Below are 25,601 nucleotides of genomic sequence, written 5' to 3' on the forward strand. Positions count from 1 at the left end.
CTTAAATATCACGAACCACAACGACAGTTTGTGGATGTGGTTTCTATTATTGTTATATCTCTTTTACTAATATCTCAGAGGAACTACGTTTCCTTTTTTTGTAAGCCATTTTTTTCAATGGCGGACATTTTTGGTCGTTTGAATAGGTAATTTGACAGTCCAAACAGTAGTGGCATTCACGCATATTTATCACACCATCAGGCTGAATGGCTTGAATTTCACACTCTTTAGCACAGATATGACATGGTGTTCCACAATCAGGACGGCGTTTAAGCCAATCGAATAAACGTACACTGTTTGACACCGACAACGCCGCACCAAGTGGACACAAATAACGGCAGAAGGTTTTACGATTAAACAAATTGACGAATAGAATAAGCACGGCCCATAACACAAACGGCCACTCTCTATCGAATTTCAGCAAAAAGGTGGTTTTAAAAGGCTCTATCTCAGCGAACTGTTCCGCCAGCGCGATAGAATCCAGAGACAAGGCAAATAAACCAAGTAAAATCAAGTACTTTATCGCCCATAATCGCTCATGCACGGCCCACGGAAGTTCAACCTGCGGAATCTTAACGTACCGAGCAAACTGATTGATCAGCTCTTGCAATGCACCAAACGGACACAGCCAACCGCAATATACGGCTCTTCCCCACAGCAAGATGGTGACCGCAGCGGCCGACCACAAAATGAAAATCACTGGGTCAAGTAAAAACAAATCCCAAGAAAAATCTTTTAAGAAAGCGTGAAGAAAGGTAAAGACATTCACTACGGATAACTGACCGCCCCACTGCCAACCAATAAACACCACGGTAATCGCGAGAAAACCGTGACGTAAGCGATGCATAAATGTGGGATGCCGAACCAGTATATCTTGAAAGAATAGGATAAGAATTAGCACCACTATCAAGATAGAAAGCAACACAACGGTCACTTGTTTCTCTTGCCACACTTGTTGTGTCAAGGTCAATTCAGGTGGTGGTATGATTGCCGGTGGCGTATCTACATACTGCTCTAACGTATCATAATTGCCTTTAAAGCTGGTGAATACACTGTCTATGGGCCCCGTTTGCCTGCGAACTAACAGTGCTACTTGCCAACTTGCACCGGGGTCAAAGTCATAATGGGCTTGAACCCTAAAGACCGACATCTCTCTGAATCGAGGAGAACCTTCACTATACATGTCGGTAATACGGGTATGATCTAAATCGCGAAAAGAAATTTCGTCATCGTTTTGCTGAATCTGAATTCGATCAAAGATCCCGCCCCTAACATAGCCAGAACCTTTGTAAGAGTACCCGTTACCGAATACGGCGATAAGGTGCTCACCTTTTTTTAAGTCTTTCATTAACCACTGATATTCGGATTCTCCGAACAAGTTTTTGCCAATAGTCGGAATGTCAGCTATTGCATAATAGAGTTCGGCGAACATCTCATCTTTTTTGCTGTCCGGAACCGTATCAACGTCTGCACCCAATGTGCCCTCAAAGGCCTGCTGCACCGACTTATTATCCAAAAATAGCTTTCTTATCGAGCCGTCACCCGTGAGATCCAACCAATTTTTTTGGCTGTATACATCCTGCTTGATCGTTGACTTAGGTTGGATAATTCCCTTCGATGCTTTAATGATCCCTAACGATTCTGCGGCTTTTGTTGCTGCCTTGGTTATTGCAGCGTTCATTACCATTACCGTCACTGTTGCACCAGACAGCCCATCAATAGGGATATAATTTTGGTTTGGTTTACCCCCGACTTTAATACGGTCCTTTACTGACAACCCCACATATTGGTCGCTAAAATCCCACAGTTTTTTCTCGGGTATGCCCGCCAGAATGATCGGTTCATGATGCTCAAGTACTTTAGAGGCTAGATATTGACCTTTAGGGTTGATGATAACCAACATATTGACAGGTTCACCTGAATAGGCTGGTATCCGAGCGATATCATTGGTTTCGAATGCATAACCGAGCACCTCGTCACCATTATTGATGGTGCGCAGTAGCAACTCGCCTTCTTTCTCCGAGATGGAAGTAAACTGAGGCAAAGCTTCTTGTATAAGTGGAATGGGATCTTTTGCAGGACTCACAAAAAGCGCATGTGCGGAAGACGAAAAAAGCACATTGAATAGAACGGATAGTAAACCAAAGGAAGACATTAACGTAGTGAAAGCGTTTCTCATTCTTTTGCTCCGGGCAAAATCAACGCGGGTTGATCATTGTTCATACATTTTCTCATAGTCATAGTTCACGAATGCCATGTTACACAGTTGTGATACTTGTAATGATAGTGTGGATAACATGTAAAGGGCAAGATAGCAGCACTCATAGTAGGAGCTACCCACGTTAGAAAGATAATTTCTATTCAATTGATGTGAAAGACCTCAATGTTACCGTCATCGAATTCGACAATTTGCACTAATAATGATTTATATCAATAAACATCACCCCATTTTAAGTCTTGGGCAATACGGCAAGCCCGCCACCAATGTTTACTCCCACTTATGATATTGAAAATAGTCACTTAAAAAGTCAATCAGTGCCCGTGCCGTTGGTGAAAGATGTTTGCGGGACGGATACAGGACAAAAATATCCATCTCTTGCGGCGTCCAATTCGGTAATACTTGTACTAATGCCTCTCGCTCTATCAACGGATTCACTAGATAAGTGGGTTGCAATGCGACCCCTGCCCCTGTTCGGCCGCTTGCATTAAAGCGGTAGCCTCATTAACGGTTAGTCGGCAGTTAACTTCTGCAGACTGTAGTTCGTTATCTTGATTTAGATGTCATACATGACGTTCAAAGTTTTTGTTATTTACGAGGACATGCACCTTTAAAAGTCGTAAAACGATAATCTATTCGCTTCGTAATCTACACACAAAAAAAATGACCAAGATGGTTGGTCATGTTTTTTCCCAAAAATGTATGTCCCATCAGTTCTTGTTAGTTTCCAGATAAAATGTCGACTACGCGACATTTATCATTATCTGTTAGGCTGCACTTTCATTCGGCAGGAAATGTGTAGTGCAAATTTTATTTCCATCAGGGTCACGTAAGTAAGCTAAATATAATCTACGCACCCCTGTACTGCGGACACCCGGTGGCTCTTCTATTGCAGCTCCCCCATTTTCTATACCAATACGATGCCATTTATTGACGACCTCAGGACTGTCCGCTAAGAAACCTATTGTCATACCGTTCCCATGACTTGCTTCTTCTCCATCAATTGGTTTAGTTAATCCAAGCACACCTGATGGGCTAAGATACATACAGCGCCCTTTTTCATCCATTATACCTTCGCTATAACCAAGAACTTTCATTATGGCATCGTAGAATTTTTTTGAACGAGCTACATCGTTTGTACCGATCATCATATGACTAAACATACGCTTCCTTTTAGTTGCTTTGAAATTACTGATTCAATTTAGAATTTTCATCTGTCGATGTCTAGAAGTAATACGTTCTTCACACTAACTCACATTAGGTTGGTACGCGGAAAGCCGTCTTTTTCGCCGTTATGATATCGGCTTTATCAATTCAGGGGTAATAAACACCTTAATATCATCCGGCCCAGCATAATAAGGTGCAGAGGTAATGAATAGCGACACGCCAGTCTTAGCAAACTCAGCAGCATTCAACTTATTTACCCCACCCGCGATTGAAAGTTGAATAGGATTAGCTGACTCCTTAACTATTTCTTGCGCAGCCAGTACGTCGTGGATAGAAAATTTGTCCAATTGAATGATATCTGGTTTTGCGAGAACTTGTGCTCGCACCATCTCTAGATTATCTGCTTCAATGGTCACTTTAACCTCGGGATTATTTCGTCTAATGTTTGAAACCTGAAACGCCCAGTCCTCTGGGTTTTCCAATAAATTTCTGTGGTTAGTAAAGACAAGTACTGATTCACTTAACCCGGCTCGGTGAATGCGTCCGCCCCCAGCAAGTACGGCCACTGTGGCTAATTTACGCGTACCTGGAATTGATTTTCTGGTACACGCTACTATTGCATTCTGGTTTATAGATTTTACACTCGCCACCATTTCTGCCGTATATTGTGCCACACCACAGCACCATTCAAGAATCACCTGAACGACCTTCCATGCCTGTTGAATACGCTCGCCGCTTCCCTTTGCTTCGATGAGCGTTGTACCCGCTTTTACATCGTTACCATCGTCAACAAAAAGCGTCACATCGAGACCTAACTTAACTAAGAGTGCCTGAGCAACGTACACGCCAGCCACCCTTCCCGAGGTTTTTCGGTTAAATACAATTTTGCTTGGTACATTACCTATACCTAATGAGCGAGTGGTTATATCCCCCCGATACACATCTTCAAGTAAAAACGCATCCAGTTCAGCATCAGAAAAATAAATCATTAATCCTACCACCTATAAATAATTATAAATTTTCACTACTAAAAAATTAAATGTTAATACAATGATCCTAGTTTAAATCACAAAAGGGACGAACAAAAACTATGGAAGCAATAATTATCATATAAAACAGTCAATTATAATTAAACCCACAATAATACTGATTGTTTTTATATTAACGAATTAGACATTAAAAATTATTAATAATCAATAACTGGTTATTATCATATGACAATAACTAATATTTATCAATTACTTATGACGCGATTTTATTTTAAAATACTACACCAAAATTATCAAAAGCTTTATTTTTCAATATTTATTGCTCTTTATTTATTCTGTAAATAGGACTACTATCCAATAAATTTCAATTTTACTATCGGGATGAACGATGACGAAATGGTTATCAATGATGTCTATACCTGTGAGAGAGAAGAGTTGGAAAAGTCACACTGGAGAAAAAAATGAGAAGTAGTCTGGATTGTATCCCATGCTTTATGCGTCAAGCTTTAGAAGCCGGCCGTCAAATAAGCAAAGACGAGCAGCTAATTGGTCAGGCACTTAAACGTATTGCGGGCAGTTTGGCTGACTTCAATCTTGACCTCTCTCCTCCGGAAATGGGGCAACATATTCATCGAATTTTACGTCAAGTGGTAGGCAGTGATGACCCCTATCTGCAAATTAAAAAGAATTCAACTCGAGTTGCCCTAACACTCGTTCCAGATGTAATTAAACATCTTAAGCAGAGCGATAATCCTTTTGAGGTCGCTGTGCGTTTTGCTATAGCAGGCAATATTCTCGATTTTGCTTTGATGTCTGTATGGGATGATCACAAGATAAATGCGTCTTTCGACAAAGCGTTAAGCCACCCTATCGATTCGGATACCGTTGAACAATTGAGGCTGGAGCTGCATAAGGCTAAGCGTGTTCTGATTCTGGCTGATAATGTTGGTGAAACCATATTTGATCGTTTTCTTATCGAACAATTACCGCCACACCTTGATGTCACCTACGCCGTAAAAGCGTCCCCAGTTATTAACGATGCCATTGCAGTTGATGCCGTTGAAGCTGGAATAGATAAGCTTGCCGATGTCATCGATAATGGTACTGATGCACCAGGAACGTTATTGCATCAATGTTCACCATCATTTCTCTCACACTTTAATGCTGCGGATATCGTTATAGCAAAAGGACAAGCAAACTTTGAATCTCTCAACACGACCGATAGGCAAGTCTACTTCCTAACTCAAATAAAATGTATCGTGATCGCTGAAGCCTATGGCTATAACGTTGGTGATTGGATAGTGACAACCACCTCAGAATTAAGGGATAAAGTTGGTCAAAAAATAGATGCTATAGTTGAGGGTATTAGTTAAAAAACTAGTTAGGTTTTCTGTGCAGTGTAGCCCAATGAAACAGAGAAAAACGGCAATCAAAAGGTTTGCTGAAAGAAAAGCAGTCAACATAGTCGCTATAGAAGCCTGTTTTCAAAGCTTGAGTAGTCTTATTAAATTATTCCGTCGCTAAATTGGTGTAATTCCTCCCAGTATTTCGAGTTATAAACGGACACCGTCATTTTAGATACTGCGCTATGAACCAATTGGGGAAATACATGAGTATACTTTCATGTCGTATAAAAATACCGACATAACGTTATTAATCTTTACGGTGCAATGGCATGTTCATATCGGATCTTTTCGGTAACAGGTTTATTTTCAGTGCTACTGATAAGATTTCACAAGCGCTAGATAGACCACTTTTCTTACTGATTCATCTGTGGGAATAGCTTACATTTCCTCATCGCCTTTTTAATTACGCTGTTTAAAGATTCTAGCGCATTCATTGTATATCTTGCTTTTCTAATATACTGAGGGTAATTAAATAGAGTATTCAGATTATGCCAGTAAGCCTTCCAAGACCGACTAATTTTTAGGTACTTTTCATCCCAGTTGCTTTCGACGTAATTCTAACATAATTAATATAGTCATTATTGTGTTAAATATTAGGAAAAAGATGTCTAATGGTAGAAACTTTCGATTGATTCCCCTCTTCTACCCCTTATTTTTTATTTAAAGATGATCTTTATCAAGACACCCTATATGATTATTTATAATTAGAACGCAAGAAATAATTAATGAAACTACCATCAATAACATTTTTCCATAAAACATACCTTTACCAAACAAAATCTCTGATTTAAACGACATTATTAAAAGAACAACAATAAAACAGCAAATACCATATGGTAATTGCTGTTTTATTAATACTAATAAAATATTATACTATAACGCAATTTTTGTTCCTGTTTTCAGAGACTTCAATGCAGCTTCTGCAAGTACTAGTGCGTATTCGCCGTCATAGCCACCACAGCTAACTTCACAGCGGCCAGCAAGGACATCAGCAAAGTGACTCCATTCAGCGACGTAAGCAGCTTCGTAGCGCTCTAGGAAAAATGGATGTGGTTTCTCACTAGTACAACCATTTTTACCCCAGTTCTCTACTAGGTTCTCAAGCATGTTGTTAACTTTTAGTAAACCTTTCTCACCGTGAAGTTCCATACGTTGGTCGTAACCGTAACCTGAACGACGACTATTGATAATCGTAGCTGTTGCGCCTGATTCAAATTCAATTATGATAACAGCCGTATCTATATCACCAGCTTCACCGATTGCAGGGTCAACAACACAGCTACCGTTAGCATAGATTGAAACAGGCTTTTCACCAATGATGAAACGAGCCATATCCAGATCATGAACTGTCATGTCACGGAACATACCGCCGGATACCTCGCTGTATTCTGCTGGTGGTGGTGACGGATCTCTTGAGGTAATAAGCAATGATTCTGCTTTACCAATAACACCAGCACTAAGTTGATCTCTAACTTTACGGAACTGAGGATCAAAACGACGATTAAACCCAACTAGCATTGGTACTTTACATTCATTAACTACCGCAAGACATTCGCGCACACGCTCTAGTGACAAGTCGATTGGTTTTTCACAAAAGATTGCTTTGTCATTTTGTGCAGCCAAAATAGTTAACTCTGCATGTGTATCTGTAGCAGAGCCAATGCAAACACCATGAACATTAGGATCTTTCATTGCTTCTTCGATTGTTTGAACTTTAGCGTCATAAGCTTCGGCAATAGCTTTCGCACCTTCTAAATAAGGGTCAATTACTGAATATAGATTTGTTTCTTCGTGGCTATTGATATTAACTGCATGAACTTTCCCGATGCGACCTGCACCAAATAAAGCAATATTAAACATAATTATGTTCTCTTTTAATTGTTAAAAAATCTGAGTTTATTTATCTGAATGCTTTTCAGCATATTCCGTTGAATTTATCCATTCATGATCAGCTTCCCATTTAAATAGCCATCTGCGATCTGGACCTGCCATAACATTCAAATAATAGTTATCGTATCCTGCAATTGTCGCTACTGGGTGATAGCCTTTAGGGACTTTCACTACATCTTTGTTATATACGGCCATCGTTTCATCAAGCTTTCGGTCATCGGTATAAACACGCTGTAAACAAAATCCTTGTGCTGGGTTAAGACGATGGTAATAGGTTTCTTCTAAATACGTTTCGGTATTAGTTGCTTGGTCATGTTTATGACTTGGATAAGAGCTGGTGCAACCTTCATCTGTGTAAACTTCTACAACAAGTAAGCTGTCAGCTTCTTTATAATCCGGTAAAATATTGTGTACGTATCGTTGATTAGCTCCAGTACCACGTTGTTCAGCATCAATGTTATCTGGAGCGATGAGGCGCGTTTTGTGATTGCCTTTGCCCGGAGCAGTACAGATTGCTATTTCTAATTCTGTTTCAGCCCTAATTGTATACGCCTCATCATTGGCAATATAAACAGCATAAGGCTTTATACGCTCAAACGGACACATACGTTCGCCAATGTTTTCAAATAGCTCTGAGTCAGTTTTAATTGTTGCTTTACCGGAAATAATAACTACACATGTTTCTGACTTGGACGCTTCAATTTTCAATGTTTGTTTGGCGTTCATTTCATATGCTTTGAAACCAACATAGGCCCATTCCGCTGATTCTGGAGTGATATCTTGTGTTGGAGTAGAATGGTCTTTAAATTTATATTTTGATAACAGTTTAGACATATAATAACCTTAGAATTTTGTCCAGTATTCAGACACTTTGAAGAATCAAATCACCAGAACAAAATAACATAATGAAAATTTAATTTCAAACTCACTAATGAATGAAATTTTTATTTTATTGAATGTGTGAGGAAGTTCATGTAACCCCCAAGAAAGAGGGCTTACATGTTAAGTTAGTACTGACGAGCTTTAGTACTTAAAACCTTTTTAATATCTTCTGCGGCATCCACAATAGCTTGTTTCTTTGCTGTTTGGGCCGTGCCACAACGCCACCATGCCTCATAACCATGCGTCATAGTTTTCGGAAGCACTTTAATATCGATTAAAGTTGATACTGTTTGTTTTTTTGCATCTTCAATAGCAAAAATCAATTCAGATTCGGTTCGAACAATATAACTTTTACAACCGTAACTTTCTGCATTCTTAGCAAAATCAACAAGTACTAACTTGCCAGTCATCTGACCTGTTTTTCCATCCCTGTATCGATTTTCTGTCCCGTAGCTATCCATTCCCTGGCTCATCTGAAGGTTGTTAATGCATCCAAATGCGGCATTATCAAACAACATAACATTGATTTTTATTCCTTCTTGAATGGCCGTTTGTAGCTCAGAATGAAGCATCATGTAAGAACCATCACCAACCATTGTATAAACTGGTTGATCTGGCTTGGCTATTTTCGCACCAATTGACGCTGCAATTTCATATCCCATGCAAGAATAACCATATTCCATGTGATAGGTATCTGGTTGTTTTGGTTGCCAAACACGCTGTAAATCACCCGGAAGTGATCCCGCCGCACCAACAATAATAGCGTTATCTTCTAGTTCTTGATCTAAGATCCCGAGAACTCGCGTTTGAGTCAATTCTGTATTAAACGCTTCTCGATATTCCGATAGACTGTTTTCAAAATCACCATCTACTTCTGGGACAAAATCACTAGAAAACTTAACATTGAACAAACGATTTAACTCCTCTTTCCATGCTGTTCTTGCATCGTCTATTTCGTCTTTATATTGGCTTAAATAGCATTGTTGATCTAATTCAGCTTCAATAGATGTAAGTGCAACTTTGGCGTCTGCTACAACTGAAATTGCATCCAATTTGTAAGCGTCAAATTCAGCCACATTGATAGTTAAAAACTCGACTTCAGGATTTTGGAATAGAGATTTTGAAGCGGTTGTAAAGTCAGTGAAACGAGTACCCACGCCAATAACTAGATCCGCTTCTTTAGCGACCAAGTTAGCGGCCAAACATCCGGTTGTTCCCATACCACCAAGATTCAATTCATGTTCAGCGACGATTGCGCTTTTACCCGCTTGAGTTTCACCAAATGGAATGTTGAATTTTTCTGCAAATTTTTGAAATACATCATGCGCTTCGGAATAACGAACGCCACCACCACAAACCAAAATTGGCTTTTTCTTTTTCTCAATTAATTTAACAGCATCTTGAATCATTTCTGACGTTGGTGGACGTCGCTCTATTCGATGAACTCGTTTTTGAAAAAAGTAGTCAGGGAAATTATAAACTTCACCTTGGACATCTTGAGGCAAACAGATAGTTACTGCGCCAGTGTCAGCAGGGTCAGTAAGCACTCTCATTGCATTAATCATCGCACTCATTAACTGTTCAGGCCGGCTTACTCGGTCCCAATAACGAGAAACAGGTTTAAAACAATCGTTGGTACTAATAGAACTATCGTGAAATTGCTCTACCTGTTGTAAAACTGGATCTGGTTGGCGACTTGCAAATACATCACCTGGCAAAAATAAAACTGGAATACGGTTTGCTGTTGCTGTTGCTGCTGCTGTTACCATATTTGCAGCTCCGGGACCAACTGAGGACGTTACAGCATATATTTTTTTACGTTTATTTTGCTTAGCGAAGCCAATTGCGATATTAGCCATGCCTTGCTCATTACATCCTTGATGTACAATAAGACTTCCCGCATCTTCTTCTAATGCTTGACCCAAACCTACAACATTGCCATGTCCAAAAATTGTGAATACACCATGTATGAATTTATCTTGGTTACCATCGAATTCAACGTATTGTTGATTCATAAATTTTACTAGTGCTTGTGCAGTTGTCATTCGTATGGTTTTCATAACTACTATCACTCCAAAAACTGGAAATTAAAAAAAAAAGAATTAATTTTATTGTTAAAAAGCGCCAGCTTGAAGCTTAGCGCTTACACTATCGAGCGCGTATTAAATCAAATTCGCATCTTTAGCAAGTTTCTCTAGGTTCTTATACCCTAGCGTTGCATAGGTTAATGGATTAGCAATTGAAGGATCTTGCTCTGCTTCTACTACCAACCAACCATCGTAATTTGCTTGCTTTAGAACCTTAAAAATTTCAGAGTAATTAACGCAACCATCACCCGGTACGGTATAAACACCGTCAAGAACAGAGTTTAGAAAGCTCATTTTTCTATTTTTGACATCAGCAAGAACATCATTGCGAATATCTTTACAGTGAACGTGATTAATTCGTTTAGACCAACGAGTGGCGACAGCAACAGGATCTGCACCAGAAAACGTCAAATGCCCTGTATCAAGTAATAGGCCTACTTCAGAGCCTGTTTTAGACATCAGATTATCGATATCTTCTGCAGTTTCAATCACTGTACCCATATGATGGTGATATGCGATTTGCACACCTTGGCTTTGAGTATATTTAGCAAACTCTGTTATTTTTTTGCCGTATTCTTCCCAACGATCCTTTGGAAATTCTGGACGAAGATGAACCGGGGTATCTTGCGCACCATGAATACAATCAGTTACTTCGCAGACAACCATCACTTTTGCACCTAGTTCACGAAGTAAAGTTAGATGCGGCTGAACTGCTTCAATTTCTTCGTCAACAGAACGAGTAAGAAGCTCCAAAGAATACCAACCAGACACAAGTTTTACATCATGAGCGTTTAAAATTGGACCTAAAACGCTAGCTTCTCTTGGGAACTTATTGCCAAGCTCAAAACCTACGAATCCTGCTTGACGACCTTCTGTTAAGCATGTTTCTAAAGATGTTTCGGCCCCTAAAGATGGTAAATCATCGTTAGTCCAAGTAAGGGGATTAATACCAAGTTGAATTGTCATATATATTTCCTATATTCACTATTATCCGCGTTGACGCCATAAAGTGATAAGATTGTGATAGTTAGATTTAATATCTTTGATTAACGTTTTATCGTCAGTTTTGTTAGCCAGCCAATTACGAGACGGCTCACCAAATAGAGTTCTACCAACAGCAAAGCCTTTAACAACATCATGTCCCGCTGTTGCAGCAAATCCAGCTTTTAGCTCTTCTTGGGAAGCATCTAGACCTAGAATTACAACACCACGGCAATATGAGTCGCGCTTTTCAATTACATCGGAAACTTGATCCCATGATTCACTTGCCAATGGAGGTAATTTCCACCAATCCGGTTTCACATCTAGGTTATAGAAACGCTTCATTGCTCGAATATAGAGGTCGTCTTCTTTTTTAGCACCCGCAGGTAAAATAACTTCTAAAAGTAACTCATGTCCTGATTTACAACAGGCTTGATAAATTTCTTTAATTCGACGCTCTTGCTCTAGACGAATTTTGTAATCATCTTCAGGGTTAAAGAACACAAGGCACTTAACAATGTGCTCCAAAGGCCATTTGATGAGTTGTGAGCCAATATTGCCATGCTCTAGCTCTAAAGGACGAGAACCCGGAAGTTCGACAGGACGTGCAATCCACCAACCATTTCCGGTTATTTCGTTTAGTACATCTTGACCAAATGTACTATCGCAAAGAAGCCCTGATTTTCCTTGGAGTTCAGCTTCTTGCTCTACTTCACGACTAGCTTGCAATATAAGTTTCTTCAGAAGCTTAATACGGCTTATATCCGCATTAACTTCGCGCGCCATTTCTACAAACTGAATTCTGTGATCAAATGCCATTACACACAGCTCTTTCCACTCAGTTTTTCGAGTTGTTACGCGGTGCAGATGATTGAGCTCTTCATCTAAATCAGGGCGAGGGACATCTTCAGAGCGAGTCAAATAATTATCTAGTTCTGCCTTAGTTGGCATCGCTGGCGCACAACCATGACGCGAAACAACAAGAGCACCGCAAGCATTAGCATATGCACAAGCTTTTTCCCAACCTTCACCGCTCAAGTAACCACGCAATAAGCCTGACATAAACGCATCACCAGCACCTAATACGTTAAGCACTTCTACTCGAACACCTTTGATTGTAATTCCGTCATCCAGATCTTCTGGAATATCACCTGTAAACACTGAACAACCTAATGGACCGCGTTTACAAACGAATTCCGCATCCGAAATCTTTCTTACGTTCTTTAGAGCTTCGATTGTATCGGTTGAACCACCAGAAATATGAAATTCTTCTTCTGTGCCAACAATGACATCAAACAACCCAAGTACTTCTTGAAGCTCTTCGGTTACTTTGGCTGATTCAACAAATCGTGTTTCGCCATCTCCTAAAGAAGTTAATCCCCAAAGGACAGGACGATAATCGATATCAAGCGCGGTTTTTACGCCGTTTCTACGTGCATATTTCAATGCGGTTAAGACGGCTTCACGAGTTTTTGGATTTGACAGATGCGTGCCCGTAATGGCCAAACAACGAGCAGATGCAATATATTCTTCTGTAAAATCATCTTTTGTAATTGCCATATCAGCACAATTATCACGATAAAAAATAAGCGGGAATGTGTCCTCGTCTTTGATACCTAAAATAACCAAAGCAGTAAGACGTTCGCTGTCTTTAATTATGTTACTTGTATCACAACCAACGCTTTCTAGTTCCTCTTGTAGAAAGCGCCCCATATGTTCGTCGCCGACGCGCGCAAGCATAGACGACTTTAATCCTTGAACCGCCGTACCATAGGCCACATTGCCTGAAGAGCCTCCAAGGTATTTATTGAAAGACCCCATATCTTCGAGACGTGAACCGATTTGTTGACCGTACAGGTCAACAGCAAGGCGGCCCATACAGATCAAATCTAAAACTTTTGTATTCTCCACTTCAAAACCTCTCATAATTATTTATTTCAAAAAACAGTTTAAACGAAACGTTCATTTTATTATAAAGATATTTAAAATAAGTGTTCCATATAGTGATCAACCTAAAACTTTTGGATTTCTACAGCCTTATCTGAATGATTTGGCTGCCTTTTTAGACGACACCCATAATAGCGAAAATCAAAGTTACGCCTGTTGCTACAACTGGGATGGCTAACGTACAGACAAAAATGTCTTTATAAGAATCACGATGAGTCATGCCACAGATAGCCAGTAAGGTGATAACCGCGCCGTTATGTGGCAAAGAATCAAGTCCTCCACACGCAATAGATGCAATGCGGTGCAGTACTTCCAAACTAATGCCAAGTTCGGATGCTTGCTGAATGTATGTTTGACCTAGAGCATCAAGCGCTATGCTTAGACCTCCCGATGCTGAACCTGTAATACCAGCAAGTAGGCTTGTTGATAATGCAAATGACAATAGAGGCGTACCGGGGATGGCTAATATCAATTCTTTAACCACTGCAAAGGCCGCTAATGATTTAATCACGTTGCCAAAACCTACCGCCGCCGCCGTGTTCATAATTGGAATGATGGAATCAGCACTACCTTGATTTATGACTTCTTTAACGCTAGGCATATACCGGTGAAACATTGCAATCGCTGCAACTATTGCTGTAGTTAATGCAATTATAAGGCTCCACATACCGTTTACTTTAGATAGAGTTACGCCGTATTCTGAGAGATAGTTTGTATCAACATTAGGGTAGTAAAATGTCACGATTAAGAAGTTTAGTGTTAATACGATTACAATCGGTATAAACGACAATATTACGGGAGGAGTAGCGGCTTCAGTTGAGTCATCTTTTGTTTCTAAATGAACGCCATAACCTTCACCATTTGCTTTTGCTATTGATTCACGACGCTTTAGCCATATCATTCCCAATCCAAACATTACTAAGGAAGCAATAATGCCTAGAATTGGAGCTGCATAAGCTGTAGTACCGAAAAAAGGCATCGCAATGGTGTTTTGGATTTGAGGTGAGCCAGGTAACGCCGTCATCGTGTACGTAAACGAACCCAATGCAATTGACCCCGGAATTAATCGTTTTGGTACATCGTTTCGTCTAAAAATATCTGCGGCGATAGGATACACGGCGAACACAACGACAAACATAGACACACCGCCATACGTTAATACCGAAACTGCAAGTACAACTGCTAGTATCGAATTCGTGGCTCCTATTTTTTTTGTTATAACTTCAGCAATGCATTTTGCTGCACCTGATGCATCCATGACTTTGCCAAAAATTGCACCAAGCAAAAATGCAGGAAAATATAATTTTACATAATTCGCCGCGCTAGTCATAAACACTTCCGTAAAGCTAGCCATTAAAGGTGTGCCGACGGAAAACACAGCTGCCACCAAAGCCAATATAGGTGCAAGCCAAATAACCGACATGCCTTTATATGCAAGATACATCAACATTACCAATGATAGTAATATTCCAAAAATCCCTAAATACACGAGTAACTCCAAATTTATTAATGTTAAAATATAAGAATGTTAGCGCCTCAATAGAAAACTTTCATTCAATACTTGCTTCTTATTGAAACATTTATTTCACTAAATTAGAAGAAAATTTAAACTTTTTTTTAAAAAAAAGCATACCAAGCTCAAAAAAAGCTAAGAGAGTGAATTAATAAACTAAGGTTATGATTTTTATTGTATTTTGAATATCTATAGCTATTACAAAATAACATGACGTCGTTAACGTATAGAAGGAATGTAGAAAATGTTGATTTAACGTTTGATTTTTAATTTCAATATTGTACCATCTTGAAATGTTTATTTCACAAAAGACAGCATCAGGAGTACAACAATGAGCACCAAAATAATCTTGCCTAGAATCATGCATGTCGGTAAAGATTCCATTAAAAAAGTAGCCGAAACAATGAAAACACTTAATGTTTCTAAGCCATTAATTATTACAGACAAAGTAATGGTTAGTTTGGGGTATATTGAAAAAATTAACGAAATCTTGTTAGGGGAAAATTATCAGTCTGCCGTTTTTTCTGACACAGTTACAGAGCCTACAGCAAGTTCAATTACTGCTGGAGTTACCATTGTTCAAGATGGAGATTTTGATTGCATCATAGCGGTTGGTGGGGGTAGTCCAATTGATAGTGCTAAAGCTATCGCTATTGTTGGTAAATTCGGTGGCGAAATTCGTGACTATAAATTTCCACGCAATGTGACAGAAAAAGGATTGCCAATTATTGCCATTCCTACAACGGCAGGGACTGGCTCTGAAGTAACTCGTTTTACTATCATTACAGATGATGCAAGCGATGAAAAAATGTTGTTGTCTGGCGATGGGTTTATGCCTAGTACGGCAATAATTGATTACAATCTAACATTATCTCTACCTTCTAGAATAACAGCCGATTCCGGTTTGGATGCACTAACCCATGCTATCGAATCCTACGTAAGCACAAAAGCTAACGCTTTTAGTGATATTCAAGCACTGGCCGCAATGAAGTTGATTGCACCAAATTTACGTAAAGTCTACAGAAACCCTAAAGATGAAGATGGCCGTGCAGCTATAATGTTAGGCTCAACATTGGCAGGGATTGCATTTTCAAATGCATCAGTAGCACTAGTTCATGGTATGAGTCGTCCAATTGGCGCATTTTTCCATGTTCCACATGGATTATCTAATGCGATGCTTCTGCCTGTAATTACTGAGTTTTCTGTTGTAAGCGAAAAAGCTCGTTATGCTGACTGCGCGAGGGCGATGGGCATATCTCGTATTCAAGATAGCAATGACATAGCTTGTAACAAACTGATTGCAGAGCTTCGATTATTAAATATAGACTTAGAGGTTCCAAGTCTGGAGCAATATGGTATAAATTCAGATACGTTCTTTGAATTGTTGCCAGTAATGGCAGAACAGGCAATCGCTTCTGGTTCCCCTAACAATAATCCGCGTGTGCCGAACAAAGATGCCATTATTAATCTATATAAGAACGTTTGGTTAGGTAAATACTCATTTAATTGATTATGACTACATAAGTAAAGCAGAATTAAAGCATAAAAATCGTTTTATTAATTCAATTTTTATGCTTTTCAATCTGCAAGAAATTGCTTATTTTTGTTTAAAGGCAAGTGAAACAATCAGTGTCTGAATTAAACAATGCAAAGCGGCCTGTGAACGAAATCCGGCTAATTCAGCTTCTTTTACCACAAACAATACATCATTGAATTTTGCCAATGGGCTAAGTTGACTATCTGTAATTACAATATTATTAACGCCAGCCTTTGACACTAACTCATTCAACATAATGGTATCTTTCGAGTAAGGTGAAAAACTAATTGTGATCACCACATCTTTTGGGCCAACAACACTCAATTGCTCTTTGTGTAAACCGCCCAACCCATCAATTAAATAAGCGCGCCTACTCAGATGCAATAAGGCATAATGAAAATATGATGCAGCACTAAAAGATCTATGCATACCAATTACGTAAATATTTTCTGCATTGCTCAGTAAGTTGACAGCTTTTTCGAGGTCTTCGGTTGGAACTTGCGCAGCAAGGTAACTTAATGCTTTGCTATTTACATGCGCAAATTCTTGAAGGATATCGACAGGTCGTTCTAATGATGGTTCTTCGCCCTCCAGTTCTTCGAACAGACGTACTCTATCTGTATAATTAGTCGTCTCTTCAACCATATTTTTACGAAAAATTTGCTTCATATCATTGAAACCACTGAAGTCGAATGCATTAGCAAAGCGTATTAACGTGGAGGGAGGAACATCAGCCTTTTCTGCAATAATTGCGACAGTATCAAAAGCAACACTATTTGGGTTCTCAATAATATAACTTGCCACTTCTTGTAAGCGTTTACTTAATTCGTCGTATCTGGTTCGAATTTGATCTTGCAATTCAATTAAATTATTTGCGACCGGCATAACATCCTCTTATTAATAATTTTTGATAACAAATAGTGTACATTTTCTCGCAGTATTAGTGTAGTTATTAGTTGGTAAATTTCAAGTCAAAATCAATTTCAGTATATTCATTCCAAAAAAAGGCATAAAACAAGTAAAAACTTCATAGATATTGCAGTTTTGTAACCCAAATTTCACTATATATCTTATGTTTTGAAACTGATCACAAAATGTTTGTTTTTATTTGGATATATTATGGAACATAAATTCTACTTTAAGGCTTGAAATGGATAACTTAACTACTAATAGATACATTTTTATCAAAGAGGTGGCAAAACAAGCGGGAAAACTTGCGCTTGACTACTTTGAGAATAGAGAACAACTTAAGATTGAAAAAAAGAATGATGACGGGCAAGACCTCGTAACTGTAGCTGATCGAACTACAGAAGATTTCATTCGTAAAGAAATTAATATCCATTATTCTCAAGACACTATTTTTGGTGAAGAATCAGGAATGTCTGGAGATAACTCTAATTACACCTGGGTTGTTGACCCAATTGATGGTACTAGCGCATTTATTTTTGGCTTACCTTCATGGTGCGTATCCATCGCACTTCTTGATGAACAAAAAAAGACTCAAATTGGTGTCGTTTACGATCCTGTACATGATGAATTATTTCATACAATGTCAGGCTGTGGGTCTTATTTAAATGAAACAAGAATCATCGTCAATCCAGCGAATTCACTTAACGAGGGATTATTTGGTGTAGGAATTTCAACCAGAATGCCATCAGAAAAGATTATTCCTTTCTTAGATGACCTATTACAAGCAGGAGGAATGTTTTATCGTAACGGCTCTGCGGCATTGATGCTTGCGCATGTAGCCGCAGGAAAACTAATCGGTTATTACGAGCCTCATTTAAATTCATGGGACTGCCTAGCAGGTTTGTTGCTTATTAAAGAAGCTGGAGGCGTAACCAACAATTATAAATCAAATCCTGACTGGATGATGAAGGGAAACTATGTCCTTACATCTAGTTTAGGTATCTATGATGAATTAAAAGGTTTCATATTTAACCCTATTGATTAATAGTGCCGTAAAAACGTCTATGATTTGAAATTGCTAATATTAAATATTAAATATTTGATATTTAATATTTGATATTATTATTTATATACTTAAGGAAAGATAATGACTAAATTTCTAAATAAGTTTGGATTCTCACTCCATACTTTTATTCCATTATTGTTTGTTACGATTAATGCTCAATTATTGTATGCATTTTGGGATCTTCGTAACTCATTACCATTAGGGTTCCCTGTTTCAATGGGTATCACTGATGCAGAAGCTGGTCAACTATATTCAATGCAGGGCTTAGTTATCTTACTAGGTACTGTCGGATTAGGCTGGATTGGTGATCGCTTCAAAGTACGTAATATTATGCTACTTACCACAACCGGAGTTGGCTGTATTTCTTTGTTTATTGCAATCAATTCTCCGGGTCTAAGTATGCCTATTTTATTGGGTTGCTTCTTCTTTATGTTGTTATTAAGTGAAGTATTGTTTAAACCAGCTAACTTTAAAGCTGTGAGTATATCTACAACTGAAGAACATCAAGGTGTTGCATTTGGAATGTTTGAGTTCGGTCGTGGTGTCCTAGCATTTCTTTTGAGCTTAGTTTGGGCGGCACTCGTTCATTACGAAGTAAGTAGTCAGAACATGATGTTTGTATCATCAGCCATCATTTTTAGCACAGTAATTCTAATTTTCTTTGCCGTTTCTAAAACTGATACAGTAAAAGATGATGACGATACTACTAGCTCAGCTAAAGAAGCCATTGCTGGTATAGCTAAAGTTGCGAAGTATCCTGTTGTTTGGATTACTGGTTTGAATGTTTTTTGTATTTATGGCACTTTTATTGCCGCAGGAACATATTTCGCCAGATTCTTACAAGCTAGCTACGGAACTTCTGCATCAGTTGCCGCCGTGTTCGCATCACTTGTTATTGCCCTGCGCATGCTGCCTTTGTTATCAGGTGTACTCGTGACGTTAGTCTTTAAATCTACATCTCACTTTATGCGGTTTATGTCATGCATTTTGTCAATGATTCTACTAGCCATTGCTTTCATCTTTTATTCAAACCCAGCATCTATTACGGAATTTGTTCCGGGTAATGTACCAACAGACATCGTAGCTCCTTTCGCGCAAAACATGATTATGGTGTTAATGCTATGTGCTTCAGCTTGCTGCTTTATGATCCGTGGTGTTTACTATGCTCCTATTGGTGAAGCCGGTATCAGCAAGAAAAATAGAAGTGCGGCAATGTCATTAGCGATTACTATTGGTTATCTACCTGCTTTATTAGCACCACTAATACTAGGTAGTATTATTCTTAGTCCTGAAGTAAATGCAGCAGGTGAAGTCATTCGTGAATTATTAACACCAACTGCTGTTATTGGTCAGGTCTTCATTGGTTTAGCAATATTGACCGCAATTTCTGCCATGCTTTCCTCGTTCTTAGTTTCTCAGAACAATAAGAAAGATAACGATTGTACTCCTGTATTAGCTGAAGAAGTATAATACCCATGATAAAAAGTAGGCTACCAGAAATTATTCGAATTTTGTATAGCTGAATATACGACGGCTGCCTACTGTTCCATCAATTTATAAATAGAAAATTGACCATTTTAATAATGATTAATTTGTAACTAGGACTCCATCATAACTTATATAAAGTTATACTTAGAGCGCACTCATTATGAATAGCAAAACATCCAATTGGTTGAAAAATATCAACGATGATAGATCTATCACTGAAATATGTATACCAGGAAGCCATGATACAATGACTTCGATGTGTGATGATATATACTACAAAACACAAAGTTTATCTCTTAAAGAACAATTAGACATTGGAGTTCGTTTTTTTGATTTTAGAATAACCCGTAATTTAGTGGCTGCTCATCGTGAATGGATAAGTGAAATCACAGCAAAAACTATGTTTGACGAGTTAGTACAATTTTTAGAAAAATACCCCTCCGAATTTATTATCATTCGCCTTCAAAATGCCAATGAAAATAAAAATGATTTCGACCAGTACAAAGTAATAATCCAAGAATTTATTATTGATTATTTAGGAAAAATATACATACCAAAAATAAGCGATACCAATGTATCTGAATGGCCGTGCGTTGGAGAAACTAGAGGTAAAATCATTGTTATCGATAGCAGTGACCCTTCATTACATATTTCTACTATTGACGGTGAGCGCTGGGCTTATAATTGGCATGAAAATGATGACATCATACTTCAAGATAATTGGGACGGCCCAAAAGTAAAAAATAAAATAAAAGATATCGAAAATTTATTACCGCCAACTACCTATCATAATAAAAAATTGATATTGAATCATGTCAGCTGCACAAATGGTCATATTGGCAACCCTGTTGGTTATGCTGATGTAATTAACTCTATTATTGAAGGTAGATTACAACAAATTAACGATAACTCAGGAGTAGGTATTCTTATATATGATTTTGTCTATGATAGCGTCACTGCTAAAACAATCGATTCAAATAAATTCACATAAACAGTAATTCTTCCTAAGCCAAAACTAGTCGCTTAACTAGCTATGGCTTATGTTTTTTTACAACAAAATTTTTACGGTATCGGCAAGGACTTGATAATGTCTTAAATTTTTATTACCTCATCTTGGAGAAAAAAATGGAAACAATTTATAATTTTATTCATGGCCAGATTAGCGAAAATAACAGCAAACGTTTCGCGCCGATTTATAATCCCGCGACAGGCCAACAAATCCGTCAGGTATCGCTTAGTTCTGCTCAAAATACTACTGAAGCCGTTACTGTGGCAGATACTGCTTTTCCTGCATGGGCCAAAACATCCCCTCTAAAACGTGCTCGTATTATGTTTAAATTTAAAGCCTTACTTGAACAGAATATGGATAGATTAGCGCGTATTATTTCTAACGAGCATGGCAAAGTGTATTCGGATGCTGTTGGTGAAGTGACTCGCGGCTTAGAAGTGGTTGAATTTGCTTGTGGTATTCCTCACCTGCAAAAAGGCGAGAATTCAGCTAATGTTGGTTCCGGTGTTGATAGCCATTCGCTCATGCAGCCTCTAGGCGTTTGTGTTGGCATTACTCCATTTAATTTTCCGGCAATGGTTCCAATGTGGATGTTTCCAATTTCATTGGCAACAGGAAACACGTTTATATTAAAGCCATCAGAGAAAGATCCTTCTTTAGCTTTAGAGTTAGCGAAATTATTGAAGGAAGCGGGTCTACCTGATGGTGTATTCAACGTCGTTAACGGCGATAAAGAAGCGGTAGATGTACTATTGACCGATCCCCGTGTACAGGCAGTCAGTTTTGTTGGTTCAACACCAATCGCTGAGTATATCTACTCTACAGCCTCTGCGCATGGCAAGCGCTGTCAAGCGCTGGGTGGAGCAAAGAACCACTGTATTTTGATGCCAGATGCAGATTTAGACATGGCGGCGAATGCCATCATGGGTGCAGCCTTTGGAGCTGCTGGTGAGCGTTGCATGGCGCTGTCCGTGGTAGTTGCGGTCGGTGACGAAACTGCTAATAAGCTGATTGAAAGATTGGCCAAACGTATTAAAAAAATGAAAGTTGGTCCGGGAATTGTCGAAGGCCCAGAAAACGATATGGGCCCAGTTATTTCGGCTCTCCATAAAGGAAAGATCTGCGATTATATTACTTCAGGTGTTGAACAAGGGGCAACCTTGCTGGTAGACGGTAGGAATTTGGCTGTTCCTGACCACTTGGAAGGTTTTTTTGTTGGTCCGACGTTGTTCGATAATGTATCACCAGAAATGACAATCTATCAAAACGAAATTTTTGGCCCAGTACTGTCGGTAGTTCGGGTACATGACTATCAGAGCGGTCTTGATCTGATTAATAGCCATGAATACGGTAACGGCACGGCTATATTTACCCGCGATGGTGAAACAGCACGACAGTTCAGCGAAGATGTACTAGTCGGTATGGTTGGTATTAATGTACCGATTCCAGTGCCAATGGCATTTCATAGCTTTGGTGGCTGGAAGCGCTCGGTATTTGGTCCTTTGAACGTCCACGGCAATGATGGAGTTCGTTTCTATACACGAATGAAGACAGTGACCAGCCGCTGGCCTGCAAGTGTCCGACTTGAGCATCATGAGAGCTCGTTTGTAATGCCGACAATGGATTAAACTTCCTGTTAATATTTATTAACGTTATGGCATTGGGTTAAAAAGCGTCACCCAACAAAATCAAAAACTTTGATCGCCCTAAAATACTTCATCAACCGAAAAGGCCAATGACAATTTCACGGTTGGCAGAAGATCATGGATATGGATTGCCAGTTCAATCTCTTCCAAATAGCCAAAGTGCCAATTGAGAGACATGTAAAAATTCGATGTGCGGCTAACCCATTCGATCCTCAATACCAAGAATACTTGGCTAGGAGAAAATCGAATAGACAGGCACACAACTCTTGGAATCAGCCTACTCTCACTACTTTATAAGTTGCTGGGTTTCAAACGATACCTTTGGGGAGGCTTGAGCCTAGGCAGTGAAAGTTGCACGCAGGGTTCTTAGGGCGACGGCACTTGGCAACAAGTGTCGTCCACCCTACACAAATGTGTCAGTGCCTTCTCTAAATTAACTATTGATGAATTAATACAAGTATTGTAAAACGCAACAACCTCCGTTTCTTAACGGCGGTCGGAATGACAATATACAATTCCAAATATGGTGATTTTGGAAGAGCATCAAAGAGCAGAAAAAACCTGATACCCAATTGCTACAGTTATGAAACTTCTCATACTAAAAAACTCATTGATTCATGAAGCGCTCATGTTAAAGCGTTTGGTTAAGTCGGTAAGTTTTAGCGTGATATCATTCAGCGTAGAGACCGTTTCTACTGTTTGGACAGATTCACTGGTAACTGCCATAGAAGAATCATTGATAACGGCAATATTGTTATTTAACTCACGAGTAACAATACTCTGCTCCTCTGCAGCGCTTGCGATCTGTGCATTCATCTTAAAAGTATCCTGAATCGAATTGTTAACCTGATCTATCGACTTGCCTACCTGACCGGAAATTTCAACAGCTTGACTGATACTATCTGCACTTCCTTCAATTGCGTTGGTGAGGTCGTCACTCCGTTCCTGAATCGTCTTGATCATAGAATTTATCTCCTCAGATGATATCTGAGTTTTTTGAGCTAGGTTTCTTACTTCGTCTGCTACAACAGCAAAACCACGACCATGCTCTCCTGCTCTTGCTGCTTCAATCGCAGCATTCAGAGCCAACAGGTTCGTTTGTTGGGAGATCCCAACAATAACATCCAGAATGGTACTTATTTTTGCACTATCCTCTTTTAACGCTTCGATCTTAGACTTAATGCTTTCATTTTCTGACTCAACCGAACGAATCGAGTTGATGGTTTGTTCTACCAATGTATACGACTGCTGCGATACTTCAGTTGCTACCTGAGTCACTGCCTGAGTATCTGCCGCACTTTGAGCAATCTCGTTTACACTAGCCTGCATCTGTTCCATAGATGCAACCAACGCAGAAAGTTCCGCCTGTTGATTTTGCATGCTCGTTGAGTTCTGTTGAGATGCGCCAACAACTAAGCCAGATGCACTTTCCAATTCACCCGCGGAATTATTGAGTAGATTTACGGTTTCGCTTAATGACGCCTGCATGTAGAAAAATGAACGAGCCAAAGTCCCAATTTCATCATTCTTGTATTTTCCAAGATTAATATTATTGTTCAAATTTCCAGACGCAATACTCTGGGCTACTTTTGTCATTTGTTCTAGAGGAATGCCAAGAGCCCTTCTCAGGAAAATGCTTGCAAATGCGAGAGTGAGTACTATTACTATCACTGCCGCTATAACTGAAGTAATGGATGCACTCTGTGCAGCTTTTTGAATATAGGCTTCTGACACCTGAACGTTAATATAGAGTTCGGCTTCTTCAGAAAAGGTCAAGTATTTATAGAATCCATCTTGTAAAACAATCCTATCAAGCTGAGATTGATAATTAATTGCAGAATTACCAGTAAGTTCAATAATGTTTTTTCCTACATTGTCCTTATTAGTACTACCTATGATAAAGCCGTCTTTTCGAAATGCGAATGTTTGGTATACGCCGTTCTGGATTGAACTGATAACCAATTCGGAGAGATCATTCATCGCCTTATTTAGGTTCATCATGCCGACAATCTGGCCATTACGCTTAATAGGCTCCGCCCAAGCAATAACCATATCTCCATCAATAGACTTGTAGGGTGTGGTAATACAGAACTTGCCCGTACTCATCACACACTGATACCACTCTCGCGTTGTAATATCTAACTCGGACAAGGGTATCAACCTTCCTGTTATATGGGAGATACCTTTGTCCATGATAGCTGCATAAGAAATCAATGAATTGGTACTGGTTTTCAGGTCAGTGAGAAAATGTCCCTGTTCTGGATAGGTTGCATTTTCATCATATACTTTGGCAGCAAAATTCAGAGATGATTTGGTCGATTTTGCATAAGCATCAACTGAAGAAGTGATCTCTCTGTTACTGTTAATCAGCTTGTCTAAGCTGCTTTCCTTGGATATCTGATTGATTTTGGTGTAACTCAAACTAGTTACAACACCACCTACCAATAGGGCGCTAATCGTTAATAGTGCAAATAGTTTCATTCGAAGCGAAAAAGAATGTTGGTTTGTCATTTTTATTACCTAACAACTGGATTATTTTAAATTATGAGTTTGTTGGCATGTTTTATACATAAAACAACACAAAAATACAATTTTATGATGTTAATGGATCATATTTATTGTTATTTTGTATGTTTTATTATGGAAAGTCGATTTCATTCAAAAGTGTCAAGCGTATTCCGAGTTTGGAGCAACAACTATTCTTAGTCCATTCCTGAACACGAGAATTTTTTAAGCAGGTATTAAGAACTTTAGGCAAAGTTCAAACGAAATATATTAGCCGACAGTGTTGCTAGCAAACAATGAGACATTTGTGAGTTACAAAGTGCCAATTGTAACGTTTCCGGACAAAAGTTTGCTAACGCCT

The 25,601-nt window shown here is 39.0% G+C and carries 18 protein-coding genes and 2 pseudogenes; 7 read left to right on the forward strand and 13 right to left on the reverse strand.

Annotation, left to right across the window (positions count from 1 at the left end; genetic code table 11):
* Positions 1-52: 52 nt before the first annotated feature.
* From nosR to modD, 4 genes are all read right to left on the reverse strand, one after another.
* Complete coding sequence (nosR, locus tag AACW90_RS04015; protein WP_390231183.1) at positions 53-2,179, reverse strand: transcriptional regulator NosR; 2,127 nt, start codon at positions 2,177-2,179, stop codon at positions 53-55.
* Positions 2,180-2,488: 309 nt separating this feature from the next.
* On the reverse strand, positions 2,489-2,656 hold the full coding sequence (locus AACW90_RS04020) for a LysR substrate-binding domain-containing protein (RefSeq protein WP_390232056.1): 168 nt from the start codon (positions 2,654-2,656) through the stop codon (positions 2,489-2,491).
* A gap of 329 nt (positions 2,657-2,985) precedes the next feature.
* On the reverse strand, positions 2,986-3,381 hold the full coding sequence (locus tag AACW90_RS04025; RefSeq protein WP_390231186.1) for a VOC family protein: 396 nt from the start codon (positions 3,379-3,381) through the stop codon (positions 2,986-2,988).
* A gap of 129 nt (positions 3,382-3,510) precedes the next feature.
* A complete protein-coding gene (gene modD / locus AACW90_RS04030; RefSeq protein WP_390231189.1) occupies positions 3,511-4,374 on the reverse strand; it encodes a ModD protein in 864 nt (287 codons plus the stop codon).
* A 461-nt stretch (positions 4,375-4,835) separates the two neighbouring features.
* Here modD and AACW90_RS04035 point away from each other — a divergent pair, with 461 nt between their 5' ends.
* Positions 4,836-5,747 (forward strand): damage-control phosphatase ARMT1 family protein, encoded by a 912-nt coding sequence (locus AACW90_RS04035; protein ID WP_390231192.1) that lies wholly within the window; start codon positions 4,836-4,838, stop codon positions 5,745-5,747.
* 363 nt (positions 5,748-6,110) lie between these two features.
* Here AACW90_RS04035 and AACW90_RS04040 read toward each other — a convergent pair.
* The 7 genes and pseudogenes from AACW90_RS04040 to AACW90_RS04070 form a co-directional block, all read right to left on the reverse strand.
* Positions 6,111-6,319 (reverse strand): annotated as a pseudogene (locus AACW90_RS04040) (transposase); the annotation flags it as partial.
* A 334-nt stretch (positions 6,320-6,653) separates the two neighbouring features.
* Positions 6,654-7,640 carry an inositol 2-dehydrogenase gene (iolG, locus tag AACW90_RS04045; protein ID WP_390231195.1) on the reverse strand — a complete coding sequence of 329 codons (987 nt, stop codon included), beginning with the start codon at positions 7,638-7,640 and terminating at the stop codon, positions 6,654-6,656.
* Between the two features lie 36 nt (positions 7,641-7,676).
* On the reverse strand, positions 7,677-8,504 hold the full coding sequence (iolB, locus tag AACW90_RS04050) for a 5-deoxy-glucuronate isomerase (protein WP_390231198.1): 828 nt from the start codon (positions 8,502-8,504) through the stop codon (positions 7,677-7,679).
* 173 nt (positions 8,505-8,677) lie between these two features.
* Entirely contained in the window at positions 8,678-10,612 is a 1,935-nt protein-coding gene (gene iolD / locus AACW90_RS04055; RefSeq protein ID WP_390231201.1) for a 3D-(3,5/4)-trihydroxycyclohexane-1,2-dione acylhydrolase (decyclizing), read from the reverse strand.
* A 102-nt stretch (positions 10,613-10,714) separates the two neighbouring features.
* Positions 10,715-11,605, reverse strand: coding sequence for a myo-inosose-2 dehydratase (iolE, locus tag AACW90_RS04060; protein WP_390231204.1), 891 nt, complete (start codon positions 11,603-11,605; stop codon positions 10,715-10,717).
* A 21-nt stretch (positions 11,606-11,626) separates the two neighbouring features.
* Positions 11,627-13,531 carry a bifunctional 5-dehydro-2-deoxygluconokinase/5-dehydro-2-deoxyphosphogluconate aldolase gene (locus AACW90_RS04065; RefSeq protein ID WP_502226689.1) on the reverse strand — a complete coding sequence of 635 codons (1,905 nt, stop codon included), beginning with the start codon at positions 13,529-13,531 and terminating at the stop codon, positions 11,627-11,629.
* Positions 13,532-13,682: 151 nt separating this feature from the next.
* Positions 13,683-15,011 carry a GntP family permease gene (locus AACW90_RS04070; protein ID WP_390231210.1) on the reverse strand — a complete coding sequence of 443 codons (1,329 nt, stop codon included), beginning with the start codon at positions 15,009-15,011 and terminating at the stop codon, positions 13,683-13,685.
* Between the two features lie 400 nt (positions 15,012-15,411).
* Here AACW90_RS04070 and AACW90_RS04075 point away from each other — a divergent pair, with 400 nt between their 5' ends.
* Positions 15,412-16,590: an iron-containing alcohol dehydrogenase gene (locus tag AACW90_RS04075; protein ID WP_390231214.1), complete on the forward strand. Its 1,179-nt coding sequence runs from the start codon at positions 15,412-15,414 to the stop codon at positions 16,588-16,590.
* Between the two features lie 87 nt (positions 16,591-16,677).
* On the opposite strand, the gene AACW90_RS04080 is transcribed toward AACW90_RS04075, so the two are convergent.
* The gene (locus AACW90_RS04080) at positions 16,678-17,502 is read right to left on the reverse strand and encodes a MurR/RpiR family transcriptional regulator (protein WP_390231217.1); all 825 of its coding nucleotides are present in this window, start codon (positions 17,500-17,502) and stop codon (positions 16,678-16,680) included.
* Positions 17,503-17,767: 265 nt separating this feature from the next.
* Here AACW90_RS04080 and AACW90_RS04085 point away from each other — a divergent pair, with 265 nt between their 5' ends.
* The 5 genes and pseudogenes from AACW90_RS04085 to AACW90_RS04105 all read left to right on the forward strand — a co-directional run.
* The gene (locus AACW90_RS04085) at positions 17,768-18,571 is read left to right on the forward strand and encodes an inositol monophosphatase family protein (RefSeq protein ID WP_390231220.1); all 804 of its coding nucleotides are present in this window, start codon (positions 17,768-17,770) and stop codon (positions 18,569-18,571) included.
* 102 nt (positions 18,572-18,673) lie between these two features.
* Positions 18,674-20,062: an MFS transporter gene (locus AACW90_RS04090; RefSeq protein WP_390231223.1), complete on the forward strand. Its 1,389-nt coding sequence runs from the start codon at positions 18,674-18,676 to the stop codon at positions 20,060-20,062.
* A gap of 178 nt (positions 20,063-20,240) precedes the next feature.
* Complete coding sequence (locus tag AACW90_RS04095; RefSeq protein ID WP_390231226.1) at positions 20,241-21,071, forward strand: phosphatidylinositol-specific phospholipase C domain-containing protein; 831 nt, start codon at positions 20,241-20,243, stop codon at positions 21,069-21,071.
* 134 nt (positions 21,072-21,205) lie between these two features.
* Positions 21,206-22,717 carry a CoA-acylating methylmalonate-semialdehyde dehydrogenase gene (locus AACW90_RS04100; RefSeq protein ID WP_390231229.1) on the forward strand — a complete coding sequence of 504 codons (1,512 nt, stop codon included), beginning with the start codon at positions 21,206-21,208 and terminating at the stop codon, positions 22,715-22,717.
* Positions 22,718-22,738: 21 nt separating this feature from the next.
* Positions 22,739-23,032, forward strand: a pseudogene (locus tag AACW90_RS04105) (group II intron reverse transcriptase/maturase); the annotation flags it as partial.
* Between the two features lie 318 nt (positions 23,033-23,350).
* Here the strand turns inward: AACW90_RS04105 and AACW90_RS04110 are convergent.
* Positions 23,351-25,246, reverse strand: coding sequence for a methyl-accepting chemotaxis protein (locus AACW90_RS04110; protein WP_390231233.1), 1,896 nt, complete (start codon positions 25,244-25,246; stop codon positions 23,351-23,353).
* Positions 25,247-25,601: the final 355 nt, after the last annotated feature.

Source organism: Vibrio frigidus (genome assembly GCF_042465995.1).
Lineage (GTDB): Bacteria > Pseudomonadota > Gammaproteobacteria > Enterobacterales > Vibrionaceae > Vibrio.